The following is a 26,144-nucleotide window of genomic DNA, read 5'->3' on the forward strand; positions in this document are numbered from 1 at the left end:
CGGCCGGGACGGCCGGGGCGAGCGCTTGGCGATTCGACGACGCTCCGGAATCTAAGCTGCGTCGCGGAATCCTGTCGAGGCTTGGTTAACGAAACCTTCCCCGGATCACGCGGCGACCCGAGCGACAGGCCCCGGTGCGGCCAAGGCGGCGGGCATCTCGGCAGTCGGGGCCATGATCTGGGTCACGGACTTCAGGATATCGCGGGCCTCGCGCGCCAGGGCCAGACTCTCGGGCGGGGCGTCGTCGGGGTTTTCGGCTACCGCGTCGACCAGCCGCTGGGCCAGTGCCATCAGGCGGGGCGCGGCGGTGATCAGGCGGGCCTGGAACTCGATCCGGTTCGGGTCGCGGTCGTACTCGGCGCCGGGCACCCGCCAACCGCCCCAGTCGGCGGAGTCGGTGACCACCACCGGATAGGTGCCGGGATAGGGATGATGCGGCGTGTCCTCCGCCGACTGCCACTTGTTGCGCGCCCGCAGCAGCCGCCAGCCCGCCATGTCCGGCGTCTCGTCCTCGGACGGCAGCAGCAGTTCGGACGCCTGAAACTCGCGGCCCAGGCCCACGTCGTAGGTGACGCGCACGGGCTCGTCGAAGCCCTTGGCCCAGACGGGCTGGACCTTTTCGACGTGCGCCCAGGCGCCGACGCATTCGACCCAGACCTTCTGACCCTTCTGGAACTGCGCGCGCGCCATCGCCACCCTCGTGATTGGACGGCCACCCTGCCCCCTCGCGCGTTGACACAGGGTTCAGAGACAGGGTGAAGGCGCGGTGAAGATCAGTGGGGCCGGGAGATGGATTCCAGCGTCTCGCCGGCCGATTTCTCCTTCACGCGGGTGGACAGGTCGCCCAGCGACACCACGCCGACCAGACGATCATGCTTGTCGAGCACCGGCAGTCGGCGGATGCGGCCGTCGGCCATCAGGTCGAGCGCCACGCGCAGATCGTCGCTGTCCAGCACCGTGGTCGCCCCGCGCGACATCACCTCGGCCACGGCGGCCTGCGGCGGGCGGCCCTCGCCGACGCCGCGGATAGCGATGTCGCGGTCCGTCACCGTGCCGACCAGCCGGTCGCCCTCCACGACGGGCGCGAAGCCGAAGTCGCCAGCCTTCATGCGCGCCGCGACGGCCTCCAGGGTGTCGGTTGGCTGGGCGATATGGATGTCTCTGGACATGACGTCTCGGATTCTCACGACGGAAATCTCCTGCGGTTGGCGTTGAACCATTCGAACCCGTCGCCTTGCGCGCGGTTCCGAAGCGTGGCCGTTCATCTGGCTGAACGCCAGACAACGTTCGCCTCAGAGGCGTGTCAGCTTCGCCGTGGTTTCCTTCACCCGTCGGCCCGATCCCCGGACCGCTTTGAAGGAAGACCTCGATGACGACCGCCCTGACGAAGAAAGCGCTGCTTTCGCTCCTGGCTGCGTCGGCGGTCGCGATCGCGACCCCGACGCTGGCTCAATCCTATGGTGGCCACGGCGGTGGCTATGGCGGCGGCTACGACCGCGATCATGACCGTCACGGCGGCGGCTACAACGGCGGCTGGAACGGTGGTGGCAATGGCGGCCTGAACGGCGAACAGGCCCGTCTGGCCCAGCGCGTCGACCGCGCCGCCTATCGCGGGACCATCAGCCGCCGCGAGGCCCAGAACCTGCGCTGGCAGCTCGACGAGGTCCAGCGCCTGAGCTGGCGCTATGGCCGCGACGGCTACAGCCGCTGGGAACGCAACGATCTGGAGCAGCGGCTGGATCGCATCCGCTATCAGCTGCGCGAAGATCGCCGCGACGGCGGACGTCACGACCGGTGGTAAGCGCCTGATCGCCTGATTGAGGGGCCGTCGTCCGAAAGGGAGGCGGCCCTTTCGTTCATCCGGAGCCGAGGCTAAGCGGTGCGAGCAAGGAGCCCGCCATGACCGCCGCCGACGACGCCCGCGCCATCCTCTCCCGCCTTGGCGTTCCCGCGGGGGTCTTTACCCCGACAGGCCTCCCAATCCGCTCGCCGGTCGACGGGTCGACCGGTGGCGCCGTGCGGACCGCCAAGCCGGACGACGTAGACCGCGCCATCGCTGGAGCTACAATGGCCTTCGACGCCTGGCGTCGCGTCCCAGCCCCCCGGCGCGGCGAACTGGTTCGCCTCCTCGGCGTGGAGCTCCGCGCCGCCAAGGCCGACCTCGCCGCCCTGGTCACGCTCGAGGCCGGCAAGATCGCCTCAGAGGGCCTGGGTGAGGTCCAAGAGATGATCGACATCTGCGACTTCGCCGTCGGCCTGTCGCGCCAGCTCTACGGCCTGACGCTCCCCAGCGAACGCCCCGGCCACCACATGCGCGAGACCTGGCAGCCGCTCGGCCCGGTCGCGGTCATCTCGGCCTTCAACTTTCCGGTCGCCGTGTGGGCCTGGAACGCGGCGCTCGCCCTGGTCTGCGGCGATCCGGTGATCTGGAAGCCGTCAGAGAAAACGCCGCTGACGGCGCTCGCGACCCACGCGGTGGTCGAGCGCGCGCTCGCCCGCTTCGGCGACGCGCCGGACGGCCTGCTTCAGGTCGTGATCGGCGGGCGCGAGGTCGGAGAGGCCCTGGCCGCCGATCCGCGCGTGCCGCTGGTATCCGCCACCGGCTCCACCCGCATGGGCCGTGCGGTGGCCCAGAGCGTGGCGGCGCGGCTGGGCCGGTCGCTACTGGAGCTCGGCGGCAACAACGCCATGATCGTCACCCCGAGCGCCGACCTCGACATGGCGGTGGGCGCCATCGCCTTCTCCGCCGTCGGCACCTGCGGCCAGCGCTGCACCACCCTGCGTCGCCTGCTGGTGCACGAGGATATCGCGGAGACCCTGATCGCCCGCCTGGCCGAGGCCTATGACAGCCTGCCTATCGGCGACCCGAGGGACGACGGCGTCCTGGTCGGACCCCTGATCGACGACGCCGCGACACACGCTTTCGACGCGGCCCTGGCCCGAGCCGTAGAAGAGGGCGGGACCATCGTGACCGGCGGCGGACGGGTCGAGCGCGCGGGTGCCTACGTCCGCCCCGCCATCGTTCGTATGTCGGCCCAGAGCCCAGTCGTCATGCACGAGACCTTCGCGCCGATCCTCTATGTCCTGACCTGGCGCGACTTCAACGAAGCCGTGGAGTTGCAGAACGCCGTGCCGCAAGGCCTGAGCTCGTGTGTCTTCACCGACAGTGTCCGCGAGGCCGAGCAGTTCCTGTCCGCCTGGGGCTCGGACTGCGGCATCGCCAACGTCAACATCGGCCCCTCGGGCGCCGAGATTGGCGGGGCCTTCGGCGGCGAGAAGGATACTGGCGGCGGCCGCGAGTCGGGCTCCGACGCCTGGAAAGCCTATATGCGCCGCCAGACCCAGACGGTGAACTTCTCCTCCGCCCTGCCGTTGGCGCAGGGGGTGCGGTTCGAGGTCTGAGCCCCGCAGCGATCCGCCGCCTCGACACCGCCGCACGGGCTCCCCACTGTCTGAGGCATGAACCGCCGCGACCTTCTGATTAGAGCCGGCCTGCTCGCCGGCGGCCTGGGGGGCGCGTGGTGGCTGAGGGAGAACGTCCTGTGGCGTGATCCCAGCGTGACATTTCCCGCCGACGGCTCAAGCGGCTGGCTGCCCTACGACGAGCCCCGCGCCTCGGTGCCGACCGTGCTGGTGACCGTGGCGGGCCAGACCATCCGCGCCCTGGTGGACTCGGGCGCGCAGTATTCGGTCATCGACCGCGGGCTGTTCGACCTCCTGGGTCTGGACCGCGCCATCGACCTGCCGCTGGTGGCATATGGCGTCGGCGGCGGGGCGCAGATGGGGCGGGGCACGACGCTGAGCCTGAGCGTCGGCGCGATGAGGATCGAGAAACTGCGAACCGCCATCCTGGCGCTGGGTCCGCTGGCCATGCGCGACGGCCTGTCGGCCCCGCTGATTTTGGGCCAGGACTTGCTCGGCGAGACGGTGCTGGAGCTCGACACCGTCGGCCATCGCCTGCGCTTCCTGAGGCCCGAGGACCACGTCCTGCCGACCGACGCCCAGTCGATCGCGGTCACCCGCAAGGGGACTGCCCTGTCGACACAGGTCACCGTCGAGGGCGCGACCATCCAGGCCGTGGTCGACACCGGGGCTTCGGCGCTGCTGGCGCTCGGCCGCGACGCGGCGGTAGGCGCGGGCCTGCTCGATGGCCGCCCGACACGACGGACCTCCAGCATCGTGCTGGGCGGCGCCATCGCGGCGGAGGTGGCGCTCGCGCGCACCGTCACGGTGGGCGACCGGCTGTATCGTGACGCGGAAGTGCCGATCTACGCCGACGTCTCCCTGCCCGGATTCCCGGACGCCCTGCTCGGTATGGAGGCTTTCGAGGGGCGCACGCTGGTGATGGATCTCGGACGGGGCCAGCTGTACCTCGCGGAGGGGCGGTCCCTCACCGTCGGCTAGGGCCGCGTCTGCCCCGTTCCCCGCACCACATACTTGTAGCTGGTCAGCTGCTCGGCCCCCACCGGCCCCCGGGCATGAAGGCGAGAGGTGGAGATGCCGATCTCGCCGCCGAAGCCGAACTCGCCGCCGTCGGCGAACTGGGTCGAGGCGTTCCACAGTACGATGGAGGCGTCCACCACAGCCTGGAATGCGGCCGCCGCGAAAGCGTCCTCGGCCACGATGGCCTCGGTATGGCCCGAGCCGTAGCGGTTGATGTGCTCAACCGCCTCGTCCAGCCCGTCGACAACCCTCACCGACAGGATCGGCGCCAGATACTCGGTCGACCAGTCCTCCTCCTCCGCCATGCCCATGCCGGCCACCAGCGCCCGGGCCGCCGCGTCGCCGCGCAACTCGCAGCCCGCCGCCGACAAGGCCTCGGCCACCGGCGGCAGGAGGCGATCCGCCGCCTCTCGGTCGACCAGCAGGGTCTCGGTCGCGCCGCAGACCGAGACCCGCCGCATCTTCGCGTTCAACACGACCTCGACCGCCATGCCGACGTGGGCCGAGCCGTGCAGATAGGTGTGGTTGATCCCTTCCAGATGACCCAACACCGGCACCCGCGCCTCGGCCTGAACGCGCTCGACCAGACTGCGCCCGCCACGCGGCACCAGCAGATCGATGGTCCCCTCGAGCCCGGTCAGAAGCGCCCCAACCGCCGCCCGGTCGGGCGTGTCGACCAACTGCACGGCCTCGCCCGGCAGGCCTGCCGCCGTCAGCCCTTCGGCCACCGCCGCGTGGATGGCGAGCGCGCTCTCCAGACAGTCCGACCCGGAGCGAAGGATCGCCGCATTGCCCGAGCGGATGCAAAGGGCCGCGGCATCGGCCGTCACGTTCGGCCGGCTTTCGTAGATGATGACGAGCACCCCCAGCGGCGTCCGCACCCTGCTGAACTCCAGCCCATTCGGACGGGTCCAGCGCGCGGTCGTCGCGCCCAGCGGATCGGGAAAGGCCGCGACCTCCTCGACCGCGCCCGCCATGGCGGCGATGCGTGCAGGCGTCAGCGACAGCCGGTCGATCAGGGCCTCCGACATGCCCCTGGCCCTCGCCCGCTCAACGTCCGCCGCATTGGCCGACAGGATGGCGTCGGAGCGATCCCGTAGCGCCCCCGCCATCGCCGACAGCGCCGCCGACCGCGTCTGCGCCGTCGCGGTGCGCAGTGCATCGGCCCCGCCCCGCGCCCGGCGGCCCATCTCCAGCATCGTCGCGTCCAGGCTCATGAGGTCAGCACCAGGTCGTCTCTATGAATGGCCACGCCCGGCCCCTTGTAGCCGACGATGGCCTCGATCTCTCCGGAATGGCGACCCCGGATGCGCTCCATCTCCTCGGCGGGGTAGGCGGCCAAGCCCACGCCCAGGGTCCGACCGTCCTCGCCCGTCACCCGCACGCTGTCGCCCCGATCGAAGCGGCCCTCGACCCGGCGCACGCCCGACGCCAGCAGGCTGCGACCCGACCCCAGCGCCTCGACCGCGCCACCGTCCACGGTCAACGCCCCCGCCGGCTCCAGACTTCCCGCGATCCAGGACTTGTAGGCCTGCATGGGCGTTGCCGGCGCGGTGATCAGGGTCGCCTTCGCCCCCGCCGTCACCGCCGCCAGCGGCCGCGTCGCCAGCCCCGAGACGATCAACGTGGCGCACCCGGCCGAGCGCGCGATCCGCGCCGCCTCCAGCTTGGTCGCCATGCCGCCGGTGCCGACATCGGCCTCGGCGTTGGCGCCTCCCGCCATGGCCAGCACCTCGGGCGTCAGGGCTTCGACGACCGGCAGATGCTCCGCCGACGAATTTCGTCTCGGATCATCCGTGTAAAGACCATCCACATCCGACAGCAGGATCAGCAGGTCCGCGCGCGCCAGTTGGGCCGCCCGCGCCGCCAGCCGGTCGTTGTCGCCATAGCGGATCTCCTCGGTCGCCACCGTGTCGTTTTCGTTGACCACCGGCACGGCCGACAGCTTCAGCAGGGCCTCGATCGTCGCGCGCGCATTCAGCCAGCGCCGCCGCCGCTCGGTGTCGTCGCGGGTCAGCAGCACCTGCGCCGGGGTCATCCCGCGCGGGCTCAGCGCCTGTTCCCAGGCCTGCATCAGCAGCGACTGACCGACGGCGGCCGCAGCCTGCTTCTCGTCCAGCCGCGCGTTCTTCTCCAGCCCCAGCCGCCCACGCCCCAGCGCCACCGCGCCCGAGGACACCAGGATCACCTGCCGCCCGCTGGATCTCAGCGCCGCGATGTCCTCGGCAAGCAACGCCATCCAGCCGAGCGCTGGTCCCCGGCTGTCGGCTTCGACGACCAGCGACGAGCCGACCTTCACCACCACGCGGCGGGCGGACTTCAAGGCTTCAGCAGCGGAGAGAGCGGCGGTCACTCGCCGACTGTGGCGCGTCTTTCGCGGTGCAACAAGCGGCCTAGAGGCCGGCGAAGGTATCGCACGCCGCCGGGTCGCCGGACTGATAGCCGCGCTGCAGCCACTGCATCCGCTGTTCCGACGAGCCGTGGGTGAAGCTCTCCGGGTTCACGCCGCGTCCCGAATTCCTCTGCAGGGCGTCATCGCCGATGGCCGAGGCCGTGCGCAGCCCCTCTTCCAGATCGCCGGGCTCCAGCGCCACCTCGCCGCCGGACACCGCTGAAGCGTTGGCCGCCCACACTCCGGCGTAGCAGTCGGCCTGAAGCTCCAGCGCCACGGAGTAGCGGTTCGCCTCGCCCTCCGACCGCGCCGCCTGCTGGGCGCGCTGCACCTGCTCGGATGCGCCTGTCAGCGTCTGGACATGGTGGCCGATCTCGTGGGCGAGGACATAGGCCTTGGCGAAATCGGCGCCCGACGCGCCCATCCGCTCCATCTCCTGCCAGAAGCCGAGGTCCAGATAGACCTGCCGGTCGGCGGGGCAATAGAAGGGTCCGAACGCCGCCTGGCCATAGCCGCAGCCCGTCGGCGTGCCGCCCTCGTAGAGCACGATGTTGGCGGGCGGCTGATAACCGTCGAGTTTCTGGGCCCAGACCTCGTTGATGTTGCGGCCGACCACATCGACGAACAGGCCCGCCTGGTCCTCCGGTGTGCCCTCGCGGCCCTCCTGCGACGCGCCCGCCGCGCCGAACTGGCTGGCGACCTGGGTCGTGGTCGAGGGGTCGATGCCGAAGACGAAATAGCCGATCAGGGCCAGCACGGCGACGCCGATGCCACCTCCGGCGACCGCGCCTCCGCCCATGCCGCGCCGGTCCTCGATCCCGCCGCCCCTGCGTCCGCCCTGCCAGCGCATGTCGCTCTCCCTCGCCCTTGACCCCAAGCTATGCCGGAACGCCGGTCGAGGGGAAGGGATGCAGGCCGATCAGCGCGGATCCCGGTCCAGCCAGGCGTCGATCTGGCGCACGCCAGAGGAGACCGCCTCGCGCCGCGCCGTCGAACCGGCGACCGACGAGGTCGCCGTCCCGCGCGAGGACGGCAGGGGCTCGACCAGAGGGACATAGGGCTGAGGCTGTCGCGCCGCCTCGACCTCGAGCCGCGTCAGCCGGGTGCTGAGGCCCTGCTGTCGGGCGAAGGCTGCCTGCTCCGCCGACTGGAGCCGCTGCTGCTCAAGGCGATAGCGGTGGACGTCCGCCTGGCTCGTGGGTGGAGAACCCGGCCAGACCTGGGCGGCGGCGGGCAAAGCCACGGTGCTGGCTGCGAGCAATACAGGGACAAACCACGGGTGCATGCAGCAAAAGTGGTTGCATCGACCCTGAACGCCAAGCGTGGCCTTTCTCACACCTCTGAGATCATGGCAGGGCCCAGACGGAGGTGCGCTTGATCTCGAAGTCCTCGAGCTCCCGGGTCGTCGGCACGCGGTACTCGGAGAGGAACTCCAGTCCCTCGCGCGGAAAATAGGTCCGGTGCGGATCACCGATCAGGACGCGGGTCCCTTTCGCGCGCGCCGAGGCCAACCAGTCGAGGACTCGCCCGGCCATCGGCTGTTCGTAGCAGACGTCACCGGCGCAGATGACGTCGACATCGGGTGGGGGCGCATCGAGCAGGTCCGCATCGGTGAAGTCGACCCGCACGCCGTTTGCTTCGGCGTTCAAGGCGACGGCGGCCCCGCAGAACGGGTCGATGTCGGCGCACAGCACATGCGCCGCCCCCGCCTTCATCGCCGCGATCCCGACCAGCCCCGACCCAGCCGCGAAATCCAGAACCCGCTTTCCCGCCACCTCCTCGGGATGATCCAGCAGCCAGCGCGCCAGCGCCTGTCCCCCCGCCCAGGCGAAGGCCCAGAAGGGCGGCGGCAGGCCGAGCTCGCCGAGTTCTTCTTCAGTGAGCCGCCAGATGGGCGTGACCTCGTCGGCGAGCCACAGGGTGATCTCCGGCGCGTGCGGCACGGTCTGCAACCGGGTGTTGGCGCGGATGAAGGCGGTCGGATCGACGATGGGCACGGCCGGTCTGTGCGCGATACGGCCCGCGATGGCTAGAGCCAGGGCGCCAGCAGGCGGCGTACCTCGACGCGCGACTTCAACCGGCTGGCCAGCAGATAGACGCCACCCAGCTTCCTCTGCACAAACAGGGTGTCGACCGGCGGCACATGCCAGACGGCTCGGTCCTGCGCGAAAGTCATGCCCCGATCGCGCAGCCGGGCGGCCACCGCGGTGTCGCCGAAGTCGAACGGCCCCTCGCCCCGGAACGGCGCCAGGGCCAGATCGAACATGGCCTCCAAGCCCTCGGCGTCGCGGGCGCGTGCGCGATGGTCGAAGAAGCCGATCGTCTCCGCTGCCTGAATGGCCGCATGGCGGTCGTCGTTCATTGCCGCGCGCATCAGGGCGCGGTAGCCCTCGGCCAGGGCAGGCGGAATGGCGCGTGTCGCACCGAAGTCGAGCAGGACCAGCCGCCCGGCCGCATCGACGCGATAGTTGGCGAAGTTGGGATCGGTCTGCATCAAGCCGAAGTCGAACAGCTCGCGCAGCAAGAGCCGGATCATGACGGTGGCGATCCGGTCCCGTTCGGCCTGCGACGCGCCGGTCATGGCCTCGACCGGCCCGCCGTCGACGTAGTCCATGGCCAGCACGTCGGGCCGCGTCAGCTCGGCGCACAGGCCTGGTACCACATGGTCGGGATCGTCCGCCAACAGGGCGCCGAAACGGGCCAGATGGTCGGCCTCGCGGGCGTAGTCGGCCTCCTCATGCAGCTGGCGCTTGGCCTCGGCCAGCAGGGGGGCGAGGTCGATCTCGCGCGGCAGGACGCCGGAGACCTTCAGCAGGGTGGCGACGTTGTCGACGTCCGAGTCGATGCTGCGCCGGACGCCCGGGTACTGGACCTTGATCGCGAGATCGCGGCCATCGCGGGTCAAGGCGCGGTGGACCTGGCCGATGGAGGCGGCGGCTACCGGGGTCATGTCGAAGCGGTGGAAGCGATCCTCCCAGCCCCGGCCCCAGCGGCGGTTGAGCGCGGCCGTCAGCTGGACCGGCGGCATAGGACGGGCGTCGGCGCGGAGACGGGCCAGGATGTCCGACAGTTCCGGCGGCAGGAGGTCGCCCGCGTCCATCGACATCAGCTGGCCGATCTTCATCGCCGCCCCGCGCAGCTGGGCCAGTTGTTCGGTGACGCGGATGGCGTTGGCGGGCGTCAGCAGCAGGTCGCCCATGGTCGGGCGCCGCCCCTTGGCCAGTTGCACGGCGCCTTCGGCCAGGGCGTTTCCGGCGATGCCGGTCGCCAGGCCGCCGAACCGCGCCAGCCGCGACAGGCGACCGGTCGGCACGGGCAGGCCTCGACTGGAGGGCGCGTGGGACATGGCCCCTGTGTCCGCCCCGTCCTCCTTCGCTGCAATGCGGCATGGCGTAGCCGCGACAATGGAGCTGATCGGGACGACCCTACGGGGTCTTTGTGTCAGGCCGGACGCGACGCGGCCTGTCTCAGCACCTCGACGTATCCGTTCGCCACCTCCATCCGCTGGCCCGGCTCGGTGGCGCGGACGGCACGATGGAGCCGGGGCAGGTTCCAGCACGGCACATGCATGAACAGGTGATGCTCGGCATGGAAGTTGACCCAGTAGGGGGCGATGAAGGCCCGCTCGCACCAGCGGGCGCGGGTCGTGCGGGCGGCGCGGAAGGGGTCGTCGGCCGAACCCTCGACACAGGCGTGCTCGGCGATGTTCCGGAGCCGCGTCACCAGCGGAAACCAGGTCGCCATCGGCAGAAGCCACAGGGCGAAGAAGGCCCACCAGACGCCCAGCAGGCTTAGAACCACCAGCAGGCCCGCGTTCCAGATCAGAAAGGCGGCGACCGACCGACCGGTCACGATGGCGTCGTACGCATGGGCGTCTTCGTTGGCACCCGAGCGACCCCGCAACGCCGCCAGCGGAAGGAGCACCCTCTGCTTGAAGAAGGTCTGGGCGGTCAGATCGCGGATCATTTTGCGCCGAAGGGACGCCCGGCTGACCGGGAATGGGGCCGCGAGCATCAGGTCCGGGTCCTCCGGCTGCTGGGCGAAGCGGTGATGGGCCAGGTGATAGGGCCGATAGGCGGTCAGTGACGCCCCGATAGGCACGGCACACAGCCACTGCCCGAGGAAATCGTTGAGCTTCAGGTTGGGGACCAGGGCGCCGTGGGCCGCCTCGTGCATCAGGATGGCGAGGCCCAACTGTCGCGCGCCGATGACCATGACACACAGCGGTATCAAGATCGGCTGCCAGACGCCGATGGCGACCGCTGCGGCGATCACGCCCCAGCAGTGGAGCACCAGCAGCGGCCCCTTCCACCAGGAGCGAGCCTGAAACGGCGCCCAGGCATCGGGCGTGAACACGGCGGACGGCGAAACACGAGGCGCGGCGGGCATGAGCCCCAACCTAGCAAAGGACCGCGGATGAATCGACCGTACGGCATAGATGTCAGGTTGACATGACATTCCATTGGTGTCAGGTATGCATGACTTCCACGGAGTTCACGCCATGTCCAGTCTCGTCGCACCGGAAGGCGCCAACAGACGCTATGTGGTCCGCACGTTGGCATTCATGACCGGCTACGTCGCCGTCAACGTGGCCGCCATCCTCGGGGCTTTCGACGAGATCATCGGCACGCCTGCCGGGATGCTTCTCGGCCTCGCGGTGGCAGCGCCGATCGCCGGCCAGATCTGGGCCACCGTGGCCTTCATGAACGAGGCCGACGAGTTCATGCGGACGCTGATGGCCAAACGCTTCATCGTCGCGGCCGGGCTGGCTTTCGCCCTGTTCTCGGGATGGGGATTCATGGAAAGCTATGGCGACGCGCCCCATGCGCCGGGCTGGATCGTCTACGCCCTGTTCTGGGGCCTGTACGGGCTCGTCACTCCGTTCATCCGGACCAGCCGGTGAAGAACCGCATGAAGGAACTCCGCTCGCAACGCGGCTGGACCCAGGAGCAGCTGGGCCGCGCCATCGGGGTCTCGCGCCAGGCGGTCAACGCGCTCGAGACCGAGAAGCACGACCCCTCGCTGGACCTCGCCTACCGCATCTCCGCCGTCTTCGGGGAGCCGGTGGAGGCCATCTTCACCAACCCTCACGCGCCTGACACCCTGTCAGGCTAACCTGACCAAAACGACACGCCATGCCGAACACCGCCCAACCCGGGCGCGAAATCCTGCGCGCCCTGTGCCTGGCCGCCGCCATGGCCGCCGCGCCGCTCTCACTCGCCGCCCTGCCGGGCGTCGCAGTCGCCCAGAGCGCGCCGGCCTTCGCCTCCAGTCGGCTGTCGGTCGAGGTCGTCGGATCGGGCCCCGACGTCATCCTGATCCCCGGCCTGGCGTCATCGCGCGAGGTCTGGCGGCCCCTTGCCGATCGGCTGAAGGCAACTCACCGCGTGCACATGGTCCAGCTGGCCGGCTTCGCGGGCGAGCCCTGGATTCACGGCCACGGCCCCTTCGTCGAGCCCGAGGTCGCGGAAGTGGCGCGCTACATCCGGGTCGCGGGCCTGGAGCGCCCGGCCATCATCGGCCACTCCATGGGTGGCCTGACGGGTCTCCTGCTCGCACAGCGCCACCCGGATCGCATCGGCCGCGTCATGATCGTCGACGCCCTGCCTTTCTACTCGGCCCTGTTCGGCCCCGGGATCACGTCAGACAACGCCCGGCCCTTCGCTGACCAGGCGCGGGCGGGCGTCCTCGCCGCCTCGGACGACGCATTCCGCCAGCAGCAGGTGCAATCCGCCGTGGGCCTGGCCCGAGACCCGGCGATCCGCGAGCGGATGGTGGAGTGGTCGATGGCCAGCGACCGGCGCGCCTTCGCCGCCGCCTTCCACGACGTCATGACCACCGATGCGCGTCCGGGTCTCGCGGCCATGACCACGCCCGTTACAGTCCTCTACGCCACCGACGCCGACGGCGGTCCGCCGCCCGCCATGGCCGAGGCGCTCTGGACGCGGGAGTATGCGACCCTGCCGGGCGTGAAGCTCGTCCGCATCGACGGGGCGAGGCACTTCATCATGGCCGATCAGCCGGCGCTGTTCGACGCGGCGGTGGACGAATTCCTGCGCTGAGGCGTCAGGCGGCGGGCTTCAACCCGCCGCCGAACTCACCCGCATAGGCCGGGGCGATCAGGGCGCGGAAGGCCGAGAGCGGCACGCTGACCTCATAGGACCCGGCCGCGTAGGGTCCCACGATGTAGGGGCCCACGAGGAAGGTCAGGCCGCCCGCCTTGCCGGGCTCGGTCGAGGCCGCCAGCACGAACGGCGTCTCCATCGCGCGCGGGCATTTCCAAGTGCCGTCGCCGGTCAGGGTGACGGTCTCGGCCGACGGGTCGCGGCGGCGCTTTTCGGCGTTGATGGCGGCGCACAGGGCCTGGTCCAGAGCGGTGAAGTCGGCGGGTTTGACGAACAGATCCGCCGCCGCGATCTCGCGCTTGAGAGCCTTGTCCCACAGCACCGCGCCATACTGGGCGTTCGGGTGGGCGCCGCCTGTGAACTCCGAAACCGTCCGCATCAGGCTGAACAGCTTGGCGGTCTCGGCGCCCGGCGTGAATTCGATGGTCTTGTCGTAGGGCGGCAGGCCCTCGTCGCCCCCGGCCTCGGTGCGGTCGGCCTGGGCGCCCTCCGCGAAGGTGCGCAGGTCGCGCACATTGGCGGCGTAGAGACGGGCGTGCAGGTCCGGCTGGCTGCGCAGCGCGATCGGCAGGGTCAGGCTGACCTCGGCGTAGGGCGTCTTGGATTCGAACGCCATCGGCGCGGCGGCTTCGGCCGGGGTCACCACCGCCGCTTCGCCGGAGGCGGGCGTCGCATTGGCCGCTTTCTCCGGACGATCACGGTTGCACGCGCCGAGCGCGGCGAGCGCGATCAACGAAACGGCCAGCAGGCGGGGACGGGCGAACATGGTCAGGTCTCTCCGGTCAGAGCGATACCGATAGCGCACCGGCGCCGATCGCCGCCAGCAGGATCAGGCCCGCGTCACGGTTCGACTTGAACAGCCGAAGGGCCAAGGGGCCGTCCTCGGGCCGCAGCCGCCAGACCTGCCAGGCGAGGTGGGCAGCGTAGACGGCGAGGCCAACGAAGAAGAGCGGCCACAGCCCCGCCGCCACGCCTGCCAGTCCCGCGCAAAGGGTTGCTCCGACGTAGAAGACCGCGACACCGGTGCGAACACCTGACCCGAGCCTTCGGGCGGTAGACTTCACACCGACCAGAGCGTCGTCCTCGATGTCCTGAAGCGCATAGACGGTGTCATAGCCGAGCGTCCAGAACACACCGCCGATCCAGAGCAGGACCGAGGTGGCCGTGACCTGCCCCGTCACGGCTGCGAACCCCATCAGCGCGCCCCAGTTGAAGGTGATCCCCAGCCACGCCTGCGGCCACCAGGTGATGCGCTTCATGAAGGGATAGGCCGCGACGAGCGCCAGCGAACCAAGGCCCAGCAGGATCGCCGTCCCGCCCAGTGTCAGCAGGATCAGGAAGGCGACCAGGCTACAGGCGACGATGAAGGCCCACGCCTGCTTGACGCTGATCTGGCCGGACGCGACCGGCCGTCCCGCCGTGCGCGCGACCTGCCGGTCGATGTCGCGGTCGACGATATCATTGAAGGCGCAGCCCGCCGCCCGCATCAGGCAGGCCCCGATGCCGAAGCCGAGGAACAGCCAGGCGTCGTAGGGACCGGGTGCGCGGCCCGCGGCCGCGAGCGCCAGGGCGATCCCCTGCCAGCCCGGCAGCAGCAGCAGCCAGACGCCCACCGGACGGTCAAACCGGCCCAGCTTCAGCCAGGGCTTCCAGGCCTCGGGCGCGCGGGCGTCGACCCAGTTTCGACCGGCGTCGGGGAGAGGAGCGGACATGGGCGGGGGATAGCACCCCCGAGCGGCCTCGTCAGGTCAGGGCGCGATGCGCTTCTGCGCGTCAAACAGCAGGAACAGGCAAATGGCCAGAAGCCCGATGTCCTTGGCCAGGAACTGACCCGTCGAACCCAGGGCGGGGAAGGCATAGCCCTCGGCCACGATGCCCGGTGCGGTGAAGAAGAAGCTGAGTGTCACCAGAAAGGTCGCCACGCCCATCAGGGCCCCGACCAGACCAGCGAAGGGGAAGCGTCCACCCAGCGCGATCAGCACCCCGGCCGCAATCTCTAGAACGCCGATGACATTGGACGCGCCCTGAACTCCGACCAGGGGATAGAGCCAACCGAACAGCCAGTAGGTCTCTGCGATGCCCTTCACGCCCTCGGCCTCGTACGGCAGGAACTTCATGTAGCCGAACCAAAGGAAGATCACGACGATCCCGGCCCGGAGGAAGGCACGGGCGTCGAGGCGTGAGGGAGCGGCGTCGGCGAAGGTCATGAGCGGGCCCGAACGGTTGCGGTCGGCCGCCATTCGCCGCCCCGCCCGGAACGGTTACGCTTGAAACCTACCCCCGACGTACCAGCACTACCCCGGCGATCACCAAGGCGACGCCCGCCACCCGCGTCAGACTGATCGGCGCGCGCGGCACCCCCAGGGCGCCGAAATGATCCAGCACCAGGCTGATCAACAGCTGCCCCGCCACCATCAGGGTGATAGTCGTCGCCACACCCAGCCGCGGCACCGCCCAGGCCGCCGCCACCACGAAGACCGCGCCGTACAGGCCGCCGATCCAGGCATAGGGCGGCAGGCCCCTGACCGCCGTCATGTCGGGCCTCGCGTGCAGAAACGCCGCGACGATCCCCAACGCCGCAGTGCCGACGGCGAAGGATACGAAGGCGGCGTTGACCGGCCCGGCCACCGCCCCCGCCAGCTTGGCGTTCGTCGGCGCCTGTAAGGCGGTGGCGCCGCCCGCCAGCACGACGGCGATCATGGCGATCCAGGGTCCGAGATTCATGGCTTCCCCCTACCAGAGCGGATCGACGGGCGCGCCGCCGAAGATTTCCGCCAACCGCGCCCGCGTCGAACGATGGGCGTCGGCCGGCAGGGCGTTCGGGTCGAACCACCGGGCCTCGGCGATCTCTCCCCGATGAGTCATCTCGCCGACCTCGAAGGCGTCGAAGCGGTAGACGAGCACATGGTCGCCGCGAAAAAACCGCTCGTTGGAATGGACCGAGAGCAGGCGGCCGGGCGCGATCGCCTTCAGCCCCGTCTCCTCGAACAGTTCGCGCGCGGCCGCGTCGCCGATCGTCTCGCCGCGATCCACCCCCCCGCCCGGCAGCCACCAGCCTTCCAGATAGGTGTGGCGCACCAGCATGACGCGGCCTTCTTCGTCGACCGCGACCGCGCGCACGCCAAGCGTCATGCCCCGGCTGGCCCGCGACACCGCGAAGAACAGGGGCCGGGTCAAGGGTTCGATTCGAACGCGCCAATTCATTGCACCACGCATGCCAGACTTCGCCTTCGCGCCCAACTTTGCGACAGGCATTAGTTCGATTATGCTGGAAATATGGAATCAACTCACGCCCTGCTGGCGCTCGCCGCCCTGGCCCAGCCGACGCGGCTGGATGTGGTGCGAAGCCTGGTCCGCGTCGCCCCGGACGGCCTGGCCGCCGGCGTCCTGGCCGAGAGGCTGGTGGTCCCCGCCAATACCCTGTCAGCCCATCTCAACGTCCTCTCCCACGCCGGACTGGTCGTATCCGAGCGGTCCAGCCGGTCGATCGTCTATCGGGTGTCGCTGGACCGGCTGCGCGGCCTGATCCTGTTCCTGCTCGAGGACTGCTGCGCAGGTCGCGCGGAGCTGTGCGAACCCCTTCTGGCCGATCTGGCCGTCTGCCGCGCGTGAGGTCCCATGGACGTCGTCATCTATCACAACCCCGCCTGCGGAACGTCGCGCAACACCCTGGCCCTGATCCGGCATGTCGGGATCGAGCCGCATGTCGTCGAGTATCTGAAGAGCCCGCCCAGCCGCGCCCTGATCGCCCAGATGGCGGCCCGCGCCGGCGAGCCGTTGCGGGCGTTGCTGCGCGAGAAGGGCACGCCCTTCGCTGAGCTGGGGCTGGACGATCCCGGCCTGACCGACGACCAGCTGTTGGACGCCATAGAGACGCATCCGATCCTGCTGAACCGGCCCATCGTGGTGACGCCGCGCGGCGTGAGACTGTGCCGCCCATCCGAGGGCGTGCTGGACCTCCTGCCCGAAGACGGTCTCCAGCCCTTCATCAAGGAAGACGGCGAGGTCGTGATCGACGAGGACGGACTCAGGGTCCGGTGATGGTCGATACCCCGATCATCAACGCCGACACGCCCCGACGCCTGTCCTTCCTCGAGCGCTGGCTGACGCTGTGGATCTTCGCGGCGATGGGACTGGGCGTGTTGCTCGGCACGGTGGTCCCCGGCCTGCCCGCCTGGCTCGACGGCCTGTCGGTCGGATCGACCAACATTGCGATCGCCATCGGCCTGATCCTGATGATGTATCCGCCCCTGGCCAAGGTGAAGTATGAGGAACTGCCCCGCGTTTTCGCCGACAAGCGGGTTCTGGCCCTGTCGCTGTTCCAGAACTGGGTGCTGGGCCCGGTCCTGATGTTCGCGCTGGCGGTGATCTTCCTGCGCGATCAGCCGGAGTACATGACCGGCGTCATCCTGATCGGCCTGGCGCGCTGCATCGCCATGGTGCTGGTCTGGAACCAGCTGGCGCGGGGCGACAACCAGTATGTGGCCGGTCTGGTGGCCTTCAACTCGATCTTCCAGATCCTGTTCTTCAGCGCCTATGCCTGGTTCTTCCTCGCCTTCCTGCCGCCGCTGCTGGGGCTGGAGGGCAGCGTGGTGGACATCAGCGTCTGGACCATCGCCGGGGCTGTTATGGTCTATCTGGGTCTGCCCTTCCTCGCCGGCTTCATGACGCGCCGCGTCCTGATCGCCCGCAAGGGAGCCGACTGGTACAAGACGCGCTTCCTGCCGCGGATCGGCCCGATCACCCTGATCGCGCTGCTGTTCACCATCGTGGCCATGTTCAGTCTCAAGGGGGGCGACGTCGTCGCCCTGCCGCTGGATGCCCTGCGCATCGCCATTCCGCTGACGATCTATTTCCTGGTCATGTTCGTGGTCAGCTTCCTGATGGGGCGGCTGATCGAGGCAGATTATCCGCGCACGACGGCGCTGGCCTTCACCGCCGCCTCCAACAACTTCGAACTGGCCATCGCCGTGGCCATCGCCGCCTTCGGGCTGGCCAGCCCGGTAGCCTTCGCCGCCGTGATCGGTCCTCTGGTCGAGGTGCCGGTGCTGATCCTGCTGGTCTCGGTCGCCCTGTGGCTGGGGCGACGCTACTTTCCGGCCACGGCTCCGGCCGGGGACGCCCGCTGATGGACCGGCTGCGCGATCTGCCCGATCCGGACCACCTGCCCGCGCTGGATCCCGCCTATCTGTCGACGCGGCCTGCGGCGGGGCTGGGGCCGCACGATCCCCCGCCGCGCATCCTGCTGCTTTACGGCTCGTTGCGAGAGCGATCCTATTCGCGCCTGTGCGTGGAGGAGGCGGCGCGGTTGCTGCGCCTCATGGGCTGCGAGACGCGCATCTTCGATCCCTCGGACCTGCCCTTGCCCGGCGCGCCCGGCGAGGACGACCACCCGGCCGTCCAGGAACTGCGCGCCCACGCCCTGTGGTCCGACGGCATGGTCTGGTCCAGCCCCGAACGCCACGGCCAGGTCTCGGGCCTGATGAAGCTCCAGATCGACCATCTGCCGCTCAGCATAGGCGGGGTCCGCCCCACGCAGGGCCGCACTTTGGCGGTCATGCAGGTGTCGGGAGGGTCGCAGAGCTTCAACGCCGTCAACACCCTGCGTCTGCTCGGCCGCTGGATGCGGATGATCACCATTCCCAACCAGTCCAGCGTCGCCAAGGCTTATCAGGAGTTCGACGAGGCCGGACGCATGAAGCCCTCGGCCTACTACGATCGCATCGTCGACGTGATGGAGGAACTGGTCCGCTTCACCGTGCTGACGCGGCCTCACGCCGCAGGGCTGGTCGACCGCTATTCCGAGCGAAAGGCCGCCGGTGTCGGCGTTTCCGGGGCCGCCGAACTGTCCAGGCGCGACCTCGCCACCGCCGACCACGGAGCCTGAAAGCCTTTCGGACGCTTGATGCGCGGGTCGCCGCATTCTATGGCGTCCAGCGAACAGGAGCATCCCATGCTGGCTCTCGGCATCACCATCGGTTTCGTCGTCCTTCTGGCCGCTATCAACGCGCTCGAGTTCGGCCGGGTTGACTGAACCCGGTTCGGGCGCCGCGCTCGTCACGGGTGCCTCGCGTCGGATCGGGCGCGCCATCGCGCTGGCGCTGGCCCGGCGCGGCCATGACATCGCCATCCACCACCGGTCCTCGCCCGAGGACGCCGAGGCTCTGGCCGCCGAAGTGCGGTCGCTCGGCCCACGGGCGACGATCGTCTGCGCCGACCTGGCGAAGGAACATGAGGTCCGTCGGCTCGTCCCCGAGGCCGCGAAGGCGCTGGGCCCCCTCTCCGTCCTCGTGAACAACGCCTCGGTATTCGAGGACGACCGCGTCGGGTCTCTGTTGCGCGAGACCTGGGACCGGCATCTAGAGACCAATCTGCGCGCGCCGCTGGTCCTGATGGAGGCCTTCGCCGCCCAGGCCCCCGAGGGCTCGGCCGTGGTCAACCTCCTGGACCAGAGGGTGCTAAAGCCGGACCCGCGCTTCGTCTCCTATGCCCTGTCGAGGAACGGCCTGTGGTGGGCCACCCGCACGATGGCGCAGGCTCTGGCCCCCCGCATCCGGGTAAACGGCGTCGGCCCCGGCCCGACCCTGAAGTCGATCCACCAGACAGACGAAGACTTCGCCGCCGAGGCCGCCTCGGTCCCCCTCGGCCACGGAGCCACGCCCGAGGACATCGCTACGGCCGTGCTCTATCTCGTTGACGCCCGCTCGGTGACGGGACAGATGATCGCCGTCGACGGCGGCCAGCACCTGGCGTGGCAGACGCCCGACATTCCCGCCGATGACTGAGCGCCGGAGCCCTGACGTGACCCTCGCCGCCGTGCCCGCGCCCCAGCCGACCGCTCGCCTCGAAGGCCTAACCGTCTTCGTTCGGGGGCTGGAGGTCCAGGCCGGCATCGGCGTCTATGACCACGAACATGGACGGCTGCAGCCTCTGGTGATCGACGTCACCCTCGACCTCGGCCCGGTCGAGGTGCACGGTCTGTCGGACACCATCAACTACGAGACCGTCGCCACGGCCTGCCAGCGGATCGTGTCTGAGGGCCATGTGGGCCTGGTCGAGACCTTCGCCGAACGGCTGGCGCTCGATTGCCTGCTCGATCCTCGCGTGCGCGCCGTGACCGTGCGAATCGAAAAGCCCGGCGCCTTGGCGGCGGCTGCCGCCGCAGGCTGCGAAGTCACCTATCGCCGCTGAGACTCAGGCCTTCTTCGGCGGCCAAGGGATGAAGGCGCTGGTGCGTCGCACGTAGTCGGCATAGCCCGGCCGGGTCGTGTGGATGGCCCTCTCCGTGATGCCGATGCCGGACCACTTCGTCAGGGTATAGGTCAGGAAGATCGGCCCGACGATCGAGGCGACGCCGATCCAGCCCGTCTCCGCCGCGATCAGCCACAGCCCCCACCAGACGCAGGCGTCGCCGAAGTAGTTCGGATGCCGGGTGTAGCGCCACAGGCCCGTGTCCAGCACCTTGCCCCGGTTCGCCGAATCCTTGCGGAACGCCGCCAGCTGGGCGTCGCCGATGCTCTCGAAGGCGATGCCGATCACGACGATCGCTGCGCCGGTCCACCCGATCCAGCCGATCGGCGGGCTGTAGGCGACCTGCCCCAGCTGCGCCGGCAGGCTGTTCAGCCAGGCCAGTGCCCCCTGCGGCAGGAAGACGAACAGGAAGGCGGTCCGGCGAAAGCTCCAGCCCTTCTTCGCCTGATCGTCCAGAATGGCGGTGTAGCGGCGGTCCGCGCCGTGCTCGCGCCACCGCTTCAGCAGGTGCCAGCCCAGCCGGATCGCCCAGATGGCGACCAGCCACAGGATCAGCCCCTTGCGGACCGGGTCGCCCTCGGTGCGCGGAAAGGTGACCAGCGCCAGCATCAGCATGCCCAGCGGCCAGACGCCGTCGATGAAGCTGACGTCGCCCCACCGAACCGCCAGCCGGGTCAGCAGGGTCATCACGACCGTGATCAGCAGAAGGTTCAGCCCCAGCAGCAGGGCGATCTCGGACAGGCTCATGTCGCAGAAACGCGGAGCTGGCTCATTCGGACGCGCGGATCAGTCGACGCACAGCGTCGGCAGCGCCCGTCCATCCTCGATGCGGGTGTTGCAACCGAACGGCAGGTCGTTGGGCGCGCACACGCCGGTGACCGTGGTTCCCTCGCGCGCGCCCGCTTCCGGAGCACGGCAGTCGCCCATGCAATCGTCGCCATCGCGGCAGGGCTTGTTGGCGTCGGCGAAGGGCACCACGCATCGCTCGGTCTGAAGTCGTCCGACCCTCCAGATCGCTCCGCCGCGCGCGGCGCAGGCCTCCGCTGCCGTCTGGGTCGGCGCTGTGGCGTCCGGCGCCGCCATCGGCGAACAGGCGGCGATCAGGAAGGCGGCGAGCGTAGCGATCGGCAGACGCATGGTCTTGTCCCTCTCAGCGGCCGACGTCGCCCTTTGCGAAACCGGTCCAGACGTCATCGTAGTCCAGCTGCATGGTCGGGGTGGTTTGGGCCCATTGCGTGGTGCGGATCGGCCACCGGGTCTCGAACATGAAGGCCAGCGTATTCTCGAGCTTAACCGGTTTCAGCTCAGCCGCCACCGCCTTGTCGTAGCTTGCCTGGTCCGGCCCGTGGCCGCTCATGCAGTTGTGCAGCGACGCGCCGCCGGGGGCGAAGCCGCCCTCCTTGGCGTCGTAGGCGCCGGTCACCAGCCCCATGAACTCGCTCATGACGTTGCGGTGGAACCACGGCGGGCGGAAAGTGTCCTCGGCCACCATCCAGCGCGGCGGGAAGATGACGAAGTCCACGTTGGCCGTGCCCGGCGTGTCCGACGGGCTGGTCAGGACGGTGAAGATCGACGGATCCGGATGGTCGAAGCTGACCGTGCCGATGGTGTTGAACCGGGCCGTGTCATAGCGATACGGCGCGTTGTTGCCGTGCCAGGCGACGACATCCAGCGGGCTGTGATCAAAGGTCGTGACCCAAAGCCGGCCGGCGAACTTCTGCACGCACTCAGTCGGGCGATCCACGTCCTCGAAGGCGGCGACGGGCGTCTCGAAATCGCGCGGATTGGCCAGGCCGTTGGACCCGATCGGCCCCAGGTCCGGCAGGCGGAAGGCCGCGCCGTAGTTCTCGCAGACATAGCCCCGGATCGGACCGTCGCACTCGACGCGGAAGCGCACGCCGCGGGGGATGCCGACGATGTGCCCGGCCGAGGCCTCGATGCGTCCGAACTCGGTGACGAAGACGTGGTCCCCGAGCTGCGGCACGATCAGCAGCTCGCCATCGGCGCAATAGAACACGCGGTCGGTCATCGATCGGTTGGCGGCGTACAGGTGGATGCCCGCCCCGCCCTGCGTCTCCGGATCGCCGTTGCCGCCATAGGTGACCAGCCCCTCGACCCAGTCGGTCGAGGCGTCCGGCAGGGGCAGCGGGTCCCAGCGCATGCGGTTGGGGCTGGGCGGAGCGTCGGTGAAGGGGCCGGACCGAACCCGGCCCTGATCGAAGGGCTTATACGCCGGATGCTGGGCGCTGGGCCGCAGGCGGTAGAGCCAGCTCCTGCGGTTCTCGCTCCTCGGCGCGGTGAAGGCGGTGCCCGACAGCTGCTCGGCGTAGAGGCCCATCGGCGTCTTCTGCGGCGAGTTGCGGCCCACCGGCAGGGCGCCTTCGACGGCCTCCGTGGCGAAATGGCTCCCGAAGCCGGTCAGATAGCGTGCGCTGTTTCGCGTCATCATGCGTCTCCCGTGGCGGGCGGTTTAGCGGTCGTGGAGCCGGCCGTCACCAGCGCAGCGACAGACCCGCGCGCACCACGCGCGGCGGGCCATAGCCCTCCACCCCGTCGCCGGTCTCCGACACCTCGACCTTTGCGTCGAACAGGTTGTCGGCGGCGACAAAGGCCACGACGCCGTCGCGCACCATCCACTCCGCGCGGGCATCGAGCGTCACGGCTTCGTCGAGCGTCCGGCTGTTCAGATCGTCCTCAAAACGGTCGCCCTCGTAGCGCGCCCGGCCGACCAGGGTCAGGCGATCCGTGGCCCGCCAGACCGCGCCGGCGGAGGCGCTGATCTCCGACGCCTGGGCGGGCCGCAGGCCCGTCAGTTGGGGCGCCGCCGTCCCGCCGTCGACCTCGGCCTCGGTCAGGGACACGGCGGCGTCCAGGCTCAGGCGATCGTCGATCTCGTGGGTGATGGACGCCTCGATGCCGGTCGCCTCGATGGTCCCGGCGTTCTGGCGCTGGCGCAGCACCCAGCCCGCCGGGACGAAACCCGCGCGCGGGAAGGTCGCGGGGCCTGCGCCGATGGTGACGTTGACGATGGCGTCGTCCAGGCGGCTCCAGAACACCGACGCCTGAGCCTCGGTCGCCTCGCCGCTCCACGACAGGCCCACCTCGACGCCCTGCAGCGTCTCGGGCTCCAGCGCCGCATTGGCTTCGGTCAGGTCGTTGCCGACGCGGAACGGCCGGTGCAGCTCGTTTAGCGTCGCGGGCCGGAAGCCGGAGTAGGCCGCCGCGCGCCCGGCCCAGCCGCCGCCCAGCTCGCGTCGCGCCGCCAGACGGGCCGACACCACCTCGCCCGAGCGGTCCGGGTCGATCTCGTTCAGCGTGGGCAGGCCGGTCGCCCGGTCGCGCTCGATGCGTCGCCCCGCCGCGTTCTCCCAGCCGTCGATCCGCAGACCGCCCGCGACCAGCCACGGCCCGGCCGTCCACGACGCCTCGCCATAGGCCCCGATGACGGACGTCTCGCCGCCCGCGATCCGGTCTCGCGTGAAGGCCCCACCCATGAAGCGGAACAGCTCACGCGTCTCGCCCTCGCTGAAGCGGGCGTCCGCTCCGACCTCCCACTCCAACCGTCCGCCGCCCAGCGGAACCGCCGTCCGCCGCACGGCGAGGTTCCACCCCCAGCCCTCGGCGGGCGTTGCGAACTGGTCGTTGGCGGGTGTCGTCGAACCCCGTTCGGCCGCCACGGCGACCGAGGTGTTGGCGAAGTCGCTGGTCCGGCGCCAGACCTGCGCCCGCCACCCCAACCGCTCCGCGTTCGGTGCCCGCGAGACGGTGGCCGAATAGCTCTCGCCGCTCGCGCTCGAACGGGCGCCGAGCAGGCCCGAGCCGCGCTCTTCGTCGTAGGCCGACGCCCTGAGCGACAGGGCCAGGTCTCCGGGCAGCGCCGCGTCCAGTCGGAGCGCGCTCGACAATGTTTCCAGGTCGAGCGGCGTATCGACCGCGCCCGCCGCCGGACCGCGCACCGGGACATAGCCGTCGCTGATCTCGCGCTGGAGCGCGCCGGTCAGGCTGAAGCGACCGGCAGAGAGCGTGGTCGCCGCGCCGAGCCTCTGTCCGCCCAACTCGCCGCCGGAGAGTTCGAGCGCGCCGCCCGCCCCGTCGCGTTCGCGCAGCGCGATGACGCCGGTCAGGGCGCCCGCGCCATAGGGTCCGGCCCCGGCCCCGCGCACCACGTCCAGACCCGACAGGCTCTCGGGCGGCACCTGGCTCCAGATCACCCAGCCGCCGAACGGATCGTTCACCGGCACCCCGTCCAGCGTCACCAGCGTCCGCCCCGCGCCCGACGGCGCGATGGCTCGCAGTGAAATTCCCTGAGTCGTCGGATTGGCCCCGAGGCTCGACGTTCGCCGGAACAGGCTGACGGCTGGCACGGACCTCAGAGCCTCGTCCAGCCGCGTCTCGCGCGACAGCCGTTCCTCGCCGATACGGACGACGCTGAAAGCCGCCTCGCTGGCGGCGGGCGGAAGGCGGGCGGCGGTGACGACGATGTCGGGGAGTTCGGCCGGGGCGTCCTGGATCATGCGGGGGCTTTAGCGCCCAGACGCGCAACAAGCTCCTGCGCGAACTGCGACAGGGTGTCGTCCCTTGCGCCCATGACGATGACCCGGTCGCCGGGCCTGGCCATCTCCACGATCCGGTCGCCGCACGTCGCTCGGTCCGCCAGCGCCTCGGCCTGACGCCTCGCCGCGCGCACACCCGCAGCGATATCCTCCGACCCCACGCTACGGTCCGTCGTGCCGCCGTAGTAGACGGGCTGGGGCATCAGCAGGACGTCGTCGGGCTGCATCAGGCCCACGAAGGTGTCGATGAACTCGGTCTTCATCAGCTTCAGCGGGCCAAAGCCGTGGGGCTGAAACAGGATCAGGAGCCGCCCCTCGAACGCATGAAGCGTCTTCAGCGTGGCGGAGATCTTGTCGGGGTTGTGGGCGAAGTCGTCGATGACGGTGACGCCGTTCGCCGTGCCGACCACCTCCATCCGCCGCCGAATGCCGGCGAAGGTTTCCAGCGCCGCGACGGCTGTCTCGAGCGGAACGTAAGCAGACACTGCCGCCAACGCGGCCAAGGCATTGCTGACGTTGTGAACTCCGGGAACTCTCAGCGAAACTCTTTGACCGAGATGCCACGGAATGCTCAGATCGAAGGCAGCGCCCCAGGGTAGAGGCTGGATGTTGTGTGCAGAGTAGTCTGCATCGCGATTGCCCACTGAGAAGGTGTGAGCCCAGGAGGGATCCAATCCCCCGTTCAACGCCATGGCGAGTGCAGCGGTCTCGGGATTGTCCAAATTCATCACAGCGAGGCTCGACCTATGGATGAAGCCGTCGAATAGATGGCGCAACTCCTCCATCGACTTGTGGTCCAGCGAGATGTTGGACACCACCGCCACCGTCGGATCGTAGCGGGCGATGGAACCGTCGCTCTCGTCCACCTCGGCCACGAACAGGTCCGGGCCGCCGATCAGGGCGCTGGCGAAGGGGTGGTCGGCGTCGGCGAAGTTTCGCATGACCGCCCCGTTCATCACGGTCGGCGCGCGGCCCGCCTGATGCAGGATCCAGGCGATCATGCCGGTGATGGTCGACTTGCCGCTGGTGCCCGCCACGCCGATCGAGGTCGGGGCGGCGTTGAAGATCCGGCTCAACAGCTCGGGCCGGGTGACGATGGGCGCGCCGACCCGACGCGCCGCGCCGATGTCGGGCACCGTGTCCTCGACCGCGCCGGTGGCGACCACGGTGTGCTCGGCCCGCACGCCCGATCCGTCCTGGGGATGCAGGGCCACGCCGTGGGCCCGCAGCCAGTCGAACTTTTCCGGCGTCCGGCCCTGGTCCAGCGACCGGTCCGAGCCCTCGATTAAGGCGCCCCGCGACTGGACGATCATGGCCAGCGGCAGCATGCCGGACCCGCCGATGCCGCAGAAGAAATAGGAAGGTTTGTCAGGCGTCATC

Annotated in this window: 32 protein-coding genes; 13 read left to right on the forward strand and 19 right to left on the reverse strand. The window is 69.8% G+C overall.

What is annotated here, in order from left to right; translation table 11 throughout:
* Nucleotides 1-105 precede the first annotated feature (105 nt).
* Both Q333_RS0106760 and Q333_RS0106765 read right to left on the reverse strand, forming a co-directional pair.
* Nucleotides 106-690, reverse strand: coding sequence for a hypothetical protein (locus tag Q333_RS0106760; protein ID WP_029415991.1), 585 nt, complete (start codon nucleotides 688-690; stop codon nucleotides 106-108).
* Nucleotides 691-773: 83 nt separating this feature from the next.
* Nucleotides 774-1,169 (reverse strand): CBS domain-containing protein, encoded by a 396-nt coding sequence (locus Q333_RS0106765; RefSeq protein ID WP_245591494.1) that lies wholly within the window; start codon nucleotides 1,167-1,169, stop codon nucleotides 774-776.
* 200 nt (nucleotides 1,170-1,369) lie between these two features.
* Between Q333_RS0106765 and Q333_RS16385 the strand changes: the two genes are divergently transcribed.
* The 3 genes from Q333_RS16385 to Q333_RS0106780 all read left to right on the forward strand — a co-directional run bounded on the left by Q333_RS16385 (nucleotide 1,370) and on the right by Q333_RS0106780 (nucleotide 4,404).
* A complete protein-coding gene (locus tag Q333_RS16385; RefSeq protein ID WP_051651167.1) occupies nucleotides 1,370-1,801 on the forward strand; it encodes a hypothetical protein in 432 nt (143 codons plus the stop codon).
* A gap of 98 nt (nucleotides 1,802-1,899) precedes the next feature.
* The gene (amaB, locus tag Q333_RS0106775; protein WP_029415993.1) at nucleotides 1,900-3,402 is read left to right on the forward strand and encodes an L-piperidine-6-carboxylate dehydrogenase; all 1,503 of its coding nucleotides are present in this window, start codon (nucleotides 1,900-1,902) and stop codon (nucleotides 3,400-3,402) included.
* Nucleotides 3,403-3,459: 57 nt separating this feature from the next.
* On the forward strand, nucleotides 3,460-4,404 hold the full coding sequence (locus Q333_RS0106780; protein ID WP_029415994.1) for an aspartyl protease family protein: 945 nt from the start codon (nucleotides 3,460-3,462) through the stop codon (nucleotides 4,402-4,404).
* Here the strand turns inward: Q333_RS0106780 and Q333_RS0106785 are convergent.
* From Q333_RS0106785 to Q333_RS0106815, 7 genes are all read right to left on the reverse strand, one after another.
* Nucleotides 4,401-5,660, reverse strand: a complete 1,260-nt coding sequence (locus tag Q333_RS0106785; protein ID WP_029415995.1) for a glutamate-5-semialdehyde dehydrogenase — start codon at nucleotides 5,658-5,660, stop codon at nucleotides 4,401-4,403. The genes Q333_RS0106780 and Q333_RS0106785 overlap by 4 nt on opposite strands.
* Nucleotides 5,657-6,796, reverse strand: coding sequence for a glutamate 5-kinase (proB, locus tag Q333_RS0106790; RefSeq protein ID WP_029415996.1), 1,140 nt, complete (start codon nucleotides 6,794-6,796; stop codon nucleotides 5,657-5,659). Before proB ends, Q333_RS0106785 begins: the two co-directional genes overlap by 4 nt.
* Before the next feature lie 40 nt (nucleotides 6,797-6,836).
* Nucleotides 6,837-7,685, reverse strand: coding sequence for a KPN_02809 family neutral zinc metallopeptidase (gene ypfJ, locus Q333_RS0106795; RefSeq protein ID WP_029415997.1), 849 nt, complete (start codon nucleotides 7,683-7,685; stop codon nucleotides 6,837-6,839).
* A 69-nt stretch (nucleotides 7,686-7,754) separates the two neighbouring features.
* Nucleotides 7,755-8,078, reverse strand: coding sequence for a hypothetical protein (locus Q333_RS0106800; protein ID WP_157072389.1), 324 nt, complete (start codon nucleotides 8,076-8,078; stop codon nucleotides 7,755-7,757).
* A 103-nt stretch (nucleotides 8,079-8,181) separates the two neighbouring features.
* Nucleotides 8,182-8,832: a class I SAM-dependent methyltransferase gene (locus Q333_RS0106805; RefSeq protein ID WP_029415999.1), complete on the reverse strand. Its 651-nt coding sequence runs from the start codon at nucleotides 8,830-8,832 to the stop codon at nucleotides 8,182-8,184.
* Nucleotides 8,833-8,864: 32 nt separating this feature from the next.
* Complete coding sequence (locus Q333_RS0106810; RefSeq protein ID WP_029416000.1) at nucleotides 8,865-10,181, reverse strand: ABC1 kinase family protein; 1,317 nt, start codon at nucleotides 10,179-10,181, stop codon at nucleotides 8,865-8,867.
* Nucleotides 10,182-10,276: 95 nt separating this feature from the next.
* Complete coding sequence (locus Q333_RS0106815) at nucleotides 10,277-11,224, reverse strand: fatty acid desaturase family protein (RefSeq protein WP_029416001.1); 948 nt, start codon at nucleotides 11,222-11,224, stop codon at nucleotides 10,277-10,279.
* Nucleotides 11,225-11,336: 112 nt separating this feature from the next.
* On the opposite strand from Q333_RS0106815, the gene Q333_RS0106820 reads away from it, so the two are divergent.
* The 3 genes from Q333_RS0106820 to Q333_RS0106830 are packed head-to-tail and all read left to right on the forward strand — an operon-like array spanning nucleotide 11,337 to nucleotide 12,897.
* The gene (locus tag Q333_RS0106820) at nucleotides 11,337-11,738 is read left to right on the forward strand and encodes a hypothetical protein (protein WP_029416002.1); all 402 of its coding nucleotides are present in this window, start codon (nucleotides 11,337-11,339) and stop codon (nucleotides 11,736-11,738) included.
* Nucleotides 11,735-11,950 carry a helix-turn-helix transcriptional regulator gene (locus Q333_RS0106825; RefSeq protein ID WP_029416003.1) on the forward strand — a complete coding sequence of 72 codons (216 nt, stop codon included), beginning with the start codon at nucleotides 11,735-11,737 and terminating at the stop codon, nucleotides 11,948-11,950. The genes Q333_RS0106820 and Q333_RS0106825 overlap by 4 nt, the downstream gene beginning before the upstream one ends.
* Nucleotides 11,951-11,970: 20 nt before the next feature.
* A complete protein-coding gene (locus Q333_RS0106830) occupies nucleotides 11,971-12,897 on the forward strand; it encodes an alpha/beta fold hydrolase (RefSeq protein ID WP_029416004.1) in 927 nt (308 codons plus the stop codon).
* 4 nt (nucleotides 12,898-12,901) lie between these two features.
* On the opposite strand, the gene Q333_RS0106835 is transcribed toward Q333_RS0106830, so the two are convergent.
* Genes Q333_RS0106835 through Q333_RS0106855 form a run of 5 tightly spaced genes read right to left on the reverse strand, consistent with a single transcriptional unit; the run spans nucleotide 12,902 to nucleotide 16,164 of the window.
* On the reverse strand, nucleotides 12,902-13,726 hold the full coding sequence (locus tag Q333_RS0106835; RefSeq protein WP_029416005.1) for a DUF3298 and DUF4163 domain-containing protein: 825 nt from the start codon (nucleotides 13,724-13,726) through the stop codon (nucleotides 12,902-12,904).
* Between the two features lie 16 nt (nucleotides 13,727-13,742).
* Nucleotides 13,743-14,672 (reverse strand): 4-hydroxybenzoate octaprenyltransferase, encoded by a 930-nt coding sequence (gene ubiA, locus Q333_RS0106840; protein WP_029416006.1) that lies wholly within the window; start codon nucleotides 14,670-14,672, stop codon nucleotides 13,743-13,745.
* 36 nt (nucleotides 14,673-14,708) lie between these two features.
* A complete protein-coding gene (locus tag Q333_RS0106845; RefSeq protein WP_051651169.1) occupies nucleotides 14,709-15,200 on the reverse strand; it encodes a YkgB family protein in 492 nt (163 codons plus the stop codon).
* A gap of 34 nt (nucleotides 15,201-15,234) precedes the next feature.
* On the reverse strand, nucleotides 15,235-15,684 hold the full coding sequence (locus tag Q333_RS0106850) for a DMT family transporter (RefSeq protein ID WP_029416008.1): 450 nt from the start codon (nucleotides 15,682-15,684) through the stop codon (nucleotides 15,235-15,237).
* A gap of 9 nt (nucleotides 15,685-15,693) precedes the next feature.
* Nucleotides 15,694-16,164, reverse strand: coding sequence for an NUDIX domain-containing protein (locus tag Q333_RS0106855; RefSeq protein WP_029416009.1), 471 nt, complete (start codon nucleotides 16,162-16,164; stop codon nucleotides 15,694-15,696).
* 72 nt (nucleotides 16,165-16,236) lie between these two features.
* Here Q333_RS0106855 and Q333_RS0106860 point away from each other — a divergent pair, with 72 nt between their 5' ends.
* The 7 genes from Q333_RS0106860 to folB are packed head-to-tail and all read left to right on the forward strand — an operon-like array spanning nucleotide 16,237 to nucleotide 20,151.
* Nucleotides 16,237-16,572 (forward strand): ArsR/SmtB family transcription factor, encoded by a 336-nt coding sequence (locus Q333_RS0106860; RefSeq protein WP_029416010.1) that lies wholly within the window; start codon nucleotides 16,237-16,239, stop codon nucleotides 16,570-16,572.
* Between the two features lie 6 nt (nucleotides 16,573-16,578).
* Complete coding sequence (arsC, locus tag Q333_RS0106865) at nucleotides 16,579-17,001, forward strand: arsenate reductase (glutaredoxin) (RefSeq protein ID WP_029416011.1); 423 nt, start codon at nucleotides 16,579-16,581, stop codon at nucleotides 16,999-17,001.
* Entirely contained in the window at nucleotides 17,001-18,089 is a 1,089-nt protein-coding gene (gene arsB, locus Q333_RS0106870) for an ACR3 family arsenite efflux transporter (protein ID WP_029416012.1), read from the forward strand. Before arsC ends, arsB begins: the two co-directional genes overlap by 1 nt.
* Complete coding sequence (arsH, locus tag Q333_RS0106875; protein WP_029416013.1) at nucleotides 18,089-18,847, forward strand: arsenical resistance protein ArsH; 759 nt, start codon at nucleotides 18,089-18,091, stop codon at nucleotides 18,845-18,847. The genes arsB and arsH overlap by 1 nt, the downstream gene beginning before the upstream one ends.
* 18 nt (nucleotides 18,848-18,865) lie before the next feature.
* Nucleotides 18,866-18,994 (forward strand): hypothetical protein, encoded by a 129-nt coding sequence (locus Q333_RS17960; RefSeq protein WP_281173708.1) that lies wholly within the window; start codon nucleotides 18,866-18,868, stop codon nucleotides 18,992-18,994.
* Entirely contained in the window at nucleotides 18,987-19,745 is a 759-nt protein-coding gene (locus Q333_RS0106885) for an SDR family oxidoreductase (protein ID WP_029416014.1), read from the forward strand. Before Q333_RS17960 ends, Q333_RS0106885 begins: the two co-directional genes overlap by 8 nt.
* On the forward strand, nucleotides 19,738-20,151 hold the full coding sequence (folB, locus tag Q333_RS16390) for a dihydroneopterin aldolase (RefSeq protein WP_029416015.1): 414 nt from the start codon (nucleotides 19,738-19,740) through the stop codon (nucleotides 20,149-20,151). The genes Q333_RS0106885 and folB overlap by 8 nt, the downstream gene beginning before the upstream one ends.
* Before the next feature lie 3 nt (nucleotides 20,152-20,154).
* Here the strand turns inward: folB and Q333_RS0106895 are convergent, their stop codons facing one another.
* The 5 genes from Q333_RS0106895 to Q333_RS0106915 are packed head-to-tail and all read right to left on the reverse strand — an operon-like array spanning nucleotide 20,155 to nucleotide 26,143.
* Nucleotides 20,155-20,958, reverse strand: coding sequence for a DUF1295 domain-containing protein (locus Q333_RS0106895; protein WP_029416016.1), 804 nt, complete (start codon nucleotides 20,956-20,958; stop codon nucleotides 20,155-20,157).
* A 39-nt stretch (nucleotides 20,959-20,997) separates the two neighbouring features.
* Nucleotides 20,998-21,348 carry a hypothetical protein gene (locus tag Q333_RS0106900; RefSeq protein WP_029416017.1) on the reverse strand — a complete coding sequence of 117 codons (351 nt, stop codon included), beginning with the start codon at nucleotides 21,346-21,348 and terminating at the stop codon, nucleotides 20,998-21,000.
* 13 nt (nucleotides 21,349-21,361) lie between these two features.
* The gene (gene hmgA / locus Q333_RS0106905) at nucleotides 21,362-22,657 is read right to left on the reverse strand and encodes a homogentisate 1,2-dioxygenase (RefSeq protein ID WP_029416018.1); all 1,296 of its coding nucleotides are present in this window, start codon (nucleotides 22,655-22,657) and stop codon (nucleotides 21,362-21,364) included.
* Between the two features lie 46 nt (nucleotides 22,658-22,703).
* The gene (locus tag Q333_RS0106910; protein WP_029416019.1) at nucleotides 22,704-24,725 is read right to left on the reverse strand and encodes a TonB-dependent receptor; all 2,022 of its coding nucleotides are present in this window, start codon (nucleotides 24,723-24,725) and stop codon (nucleotides 22,704-22,706) included.
* The gene (locus Q333_RS0106915) at nucleotides 24,722-26,143 is read right to left on the reverse strand and encodes a glutamate ligase domain-containing protein (RefSeq protein WP_029416020.1); all 1,422 of its coding nucleotides are present in this window, start codon (nucleotides 26,141-26,143) and stop codon (nucleotides 24,722-24,724) included. Before Q333_RS0106915 ends, Q333_RS0106910 begins: the two co-directional genes overlap by 4 nt.
* Nucleotide 26,144: the final 1 nt, after the last annotated feature.

It is taken from the genome of Brevundimonas bacteroides DSM 4726 (assembly GCF_000701445.1).
In the GTDB taxonomy this organism is placed as follows: Bacteria; Pseudomonadota; Alphaproteobacteria; order Caulobacterales; family Caulobacteraceae; genus Brevundimonas; species Brevundimonas bacteroides.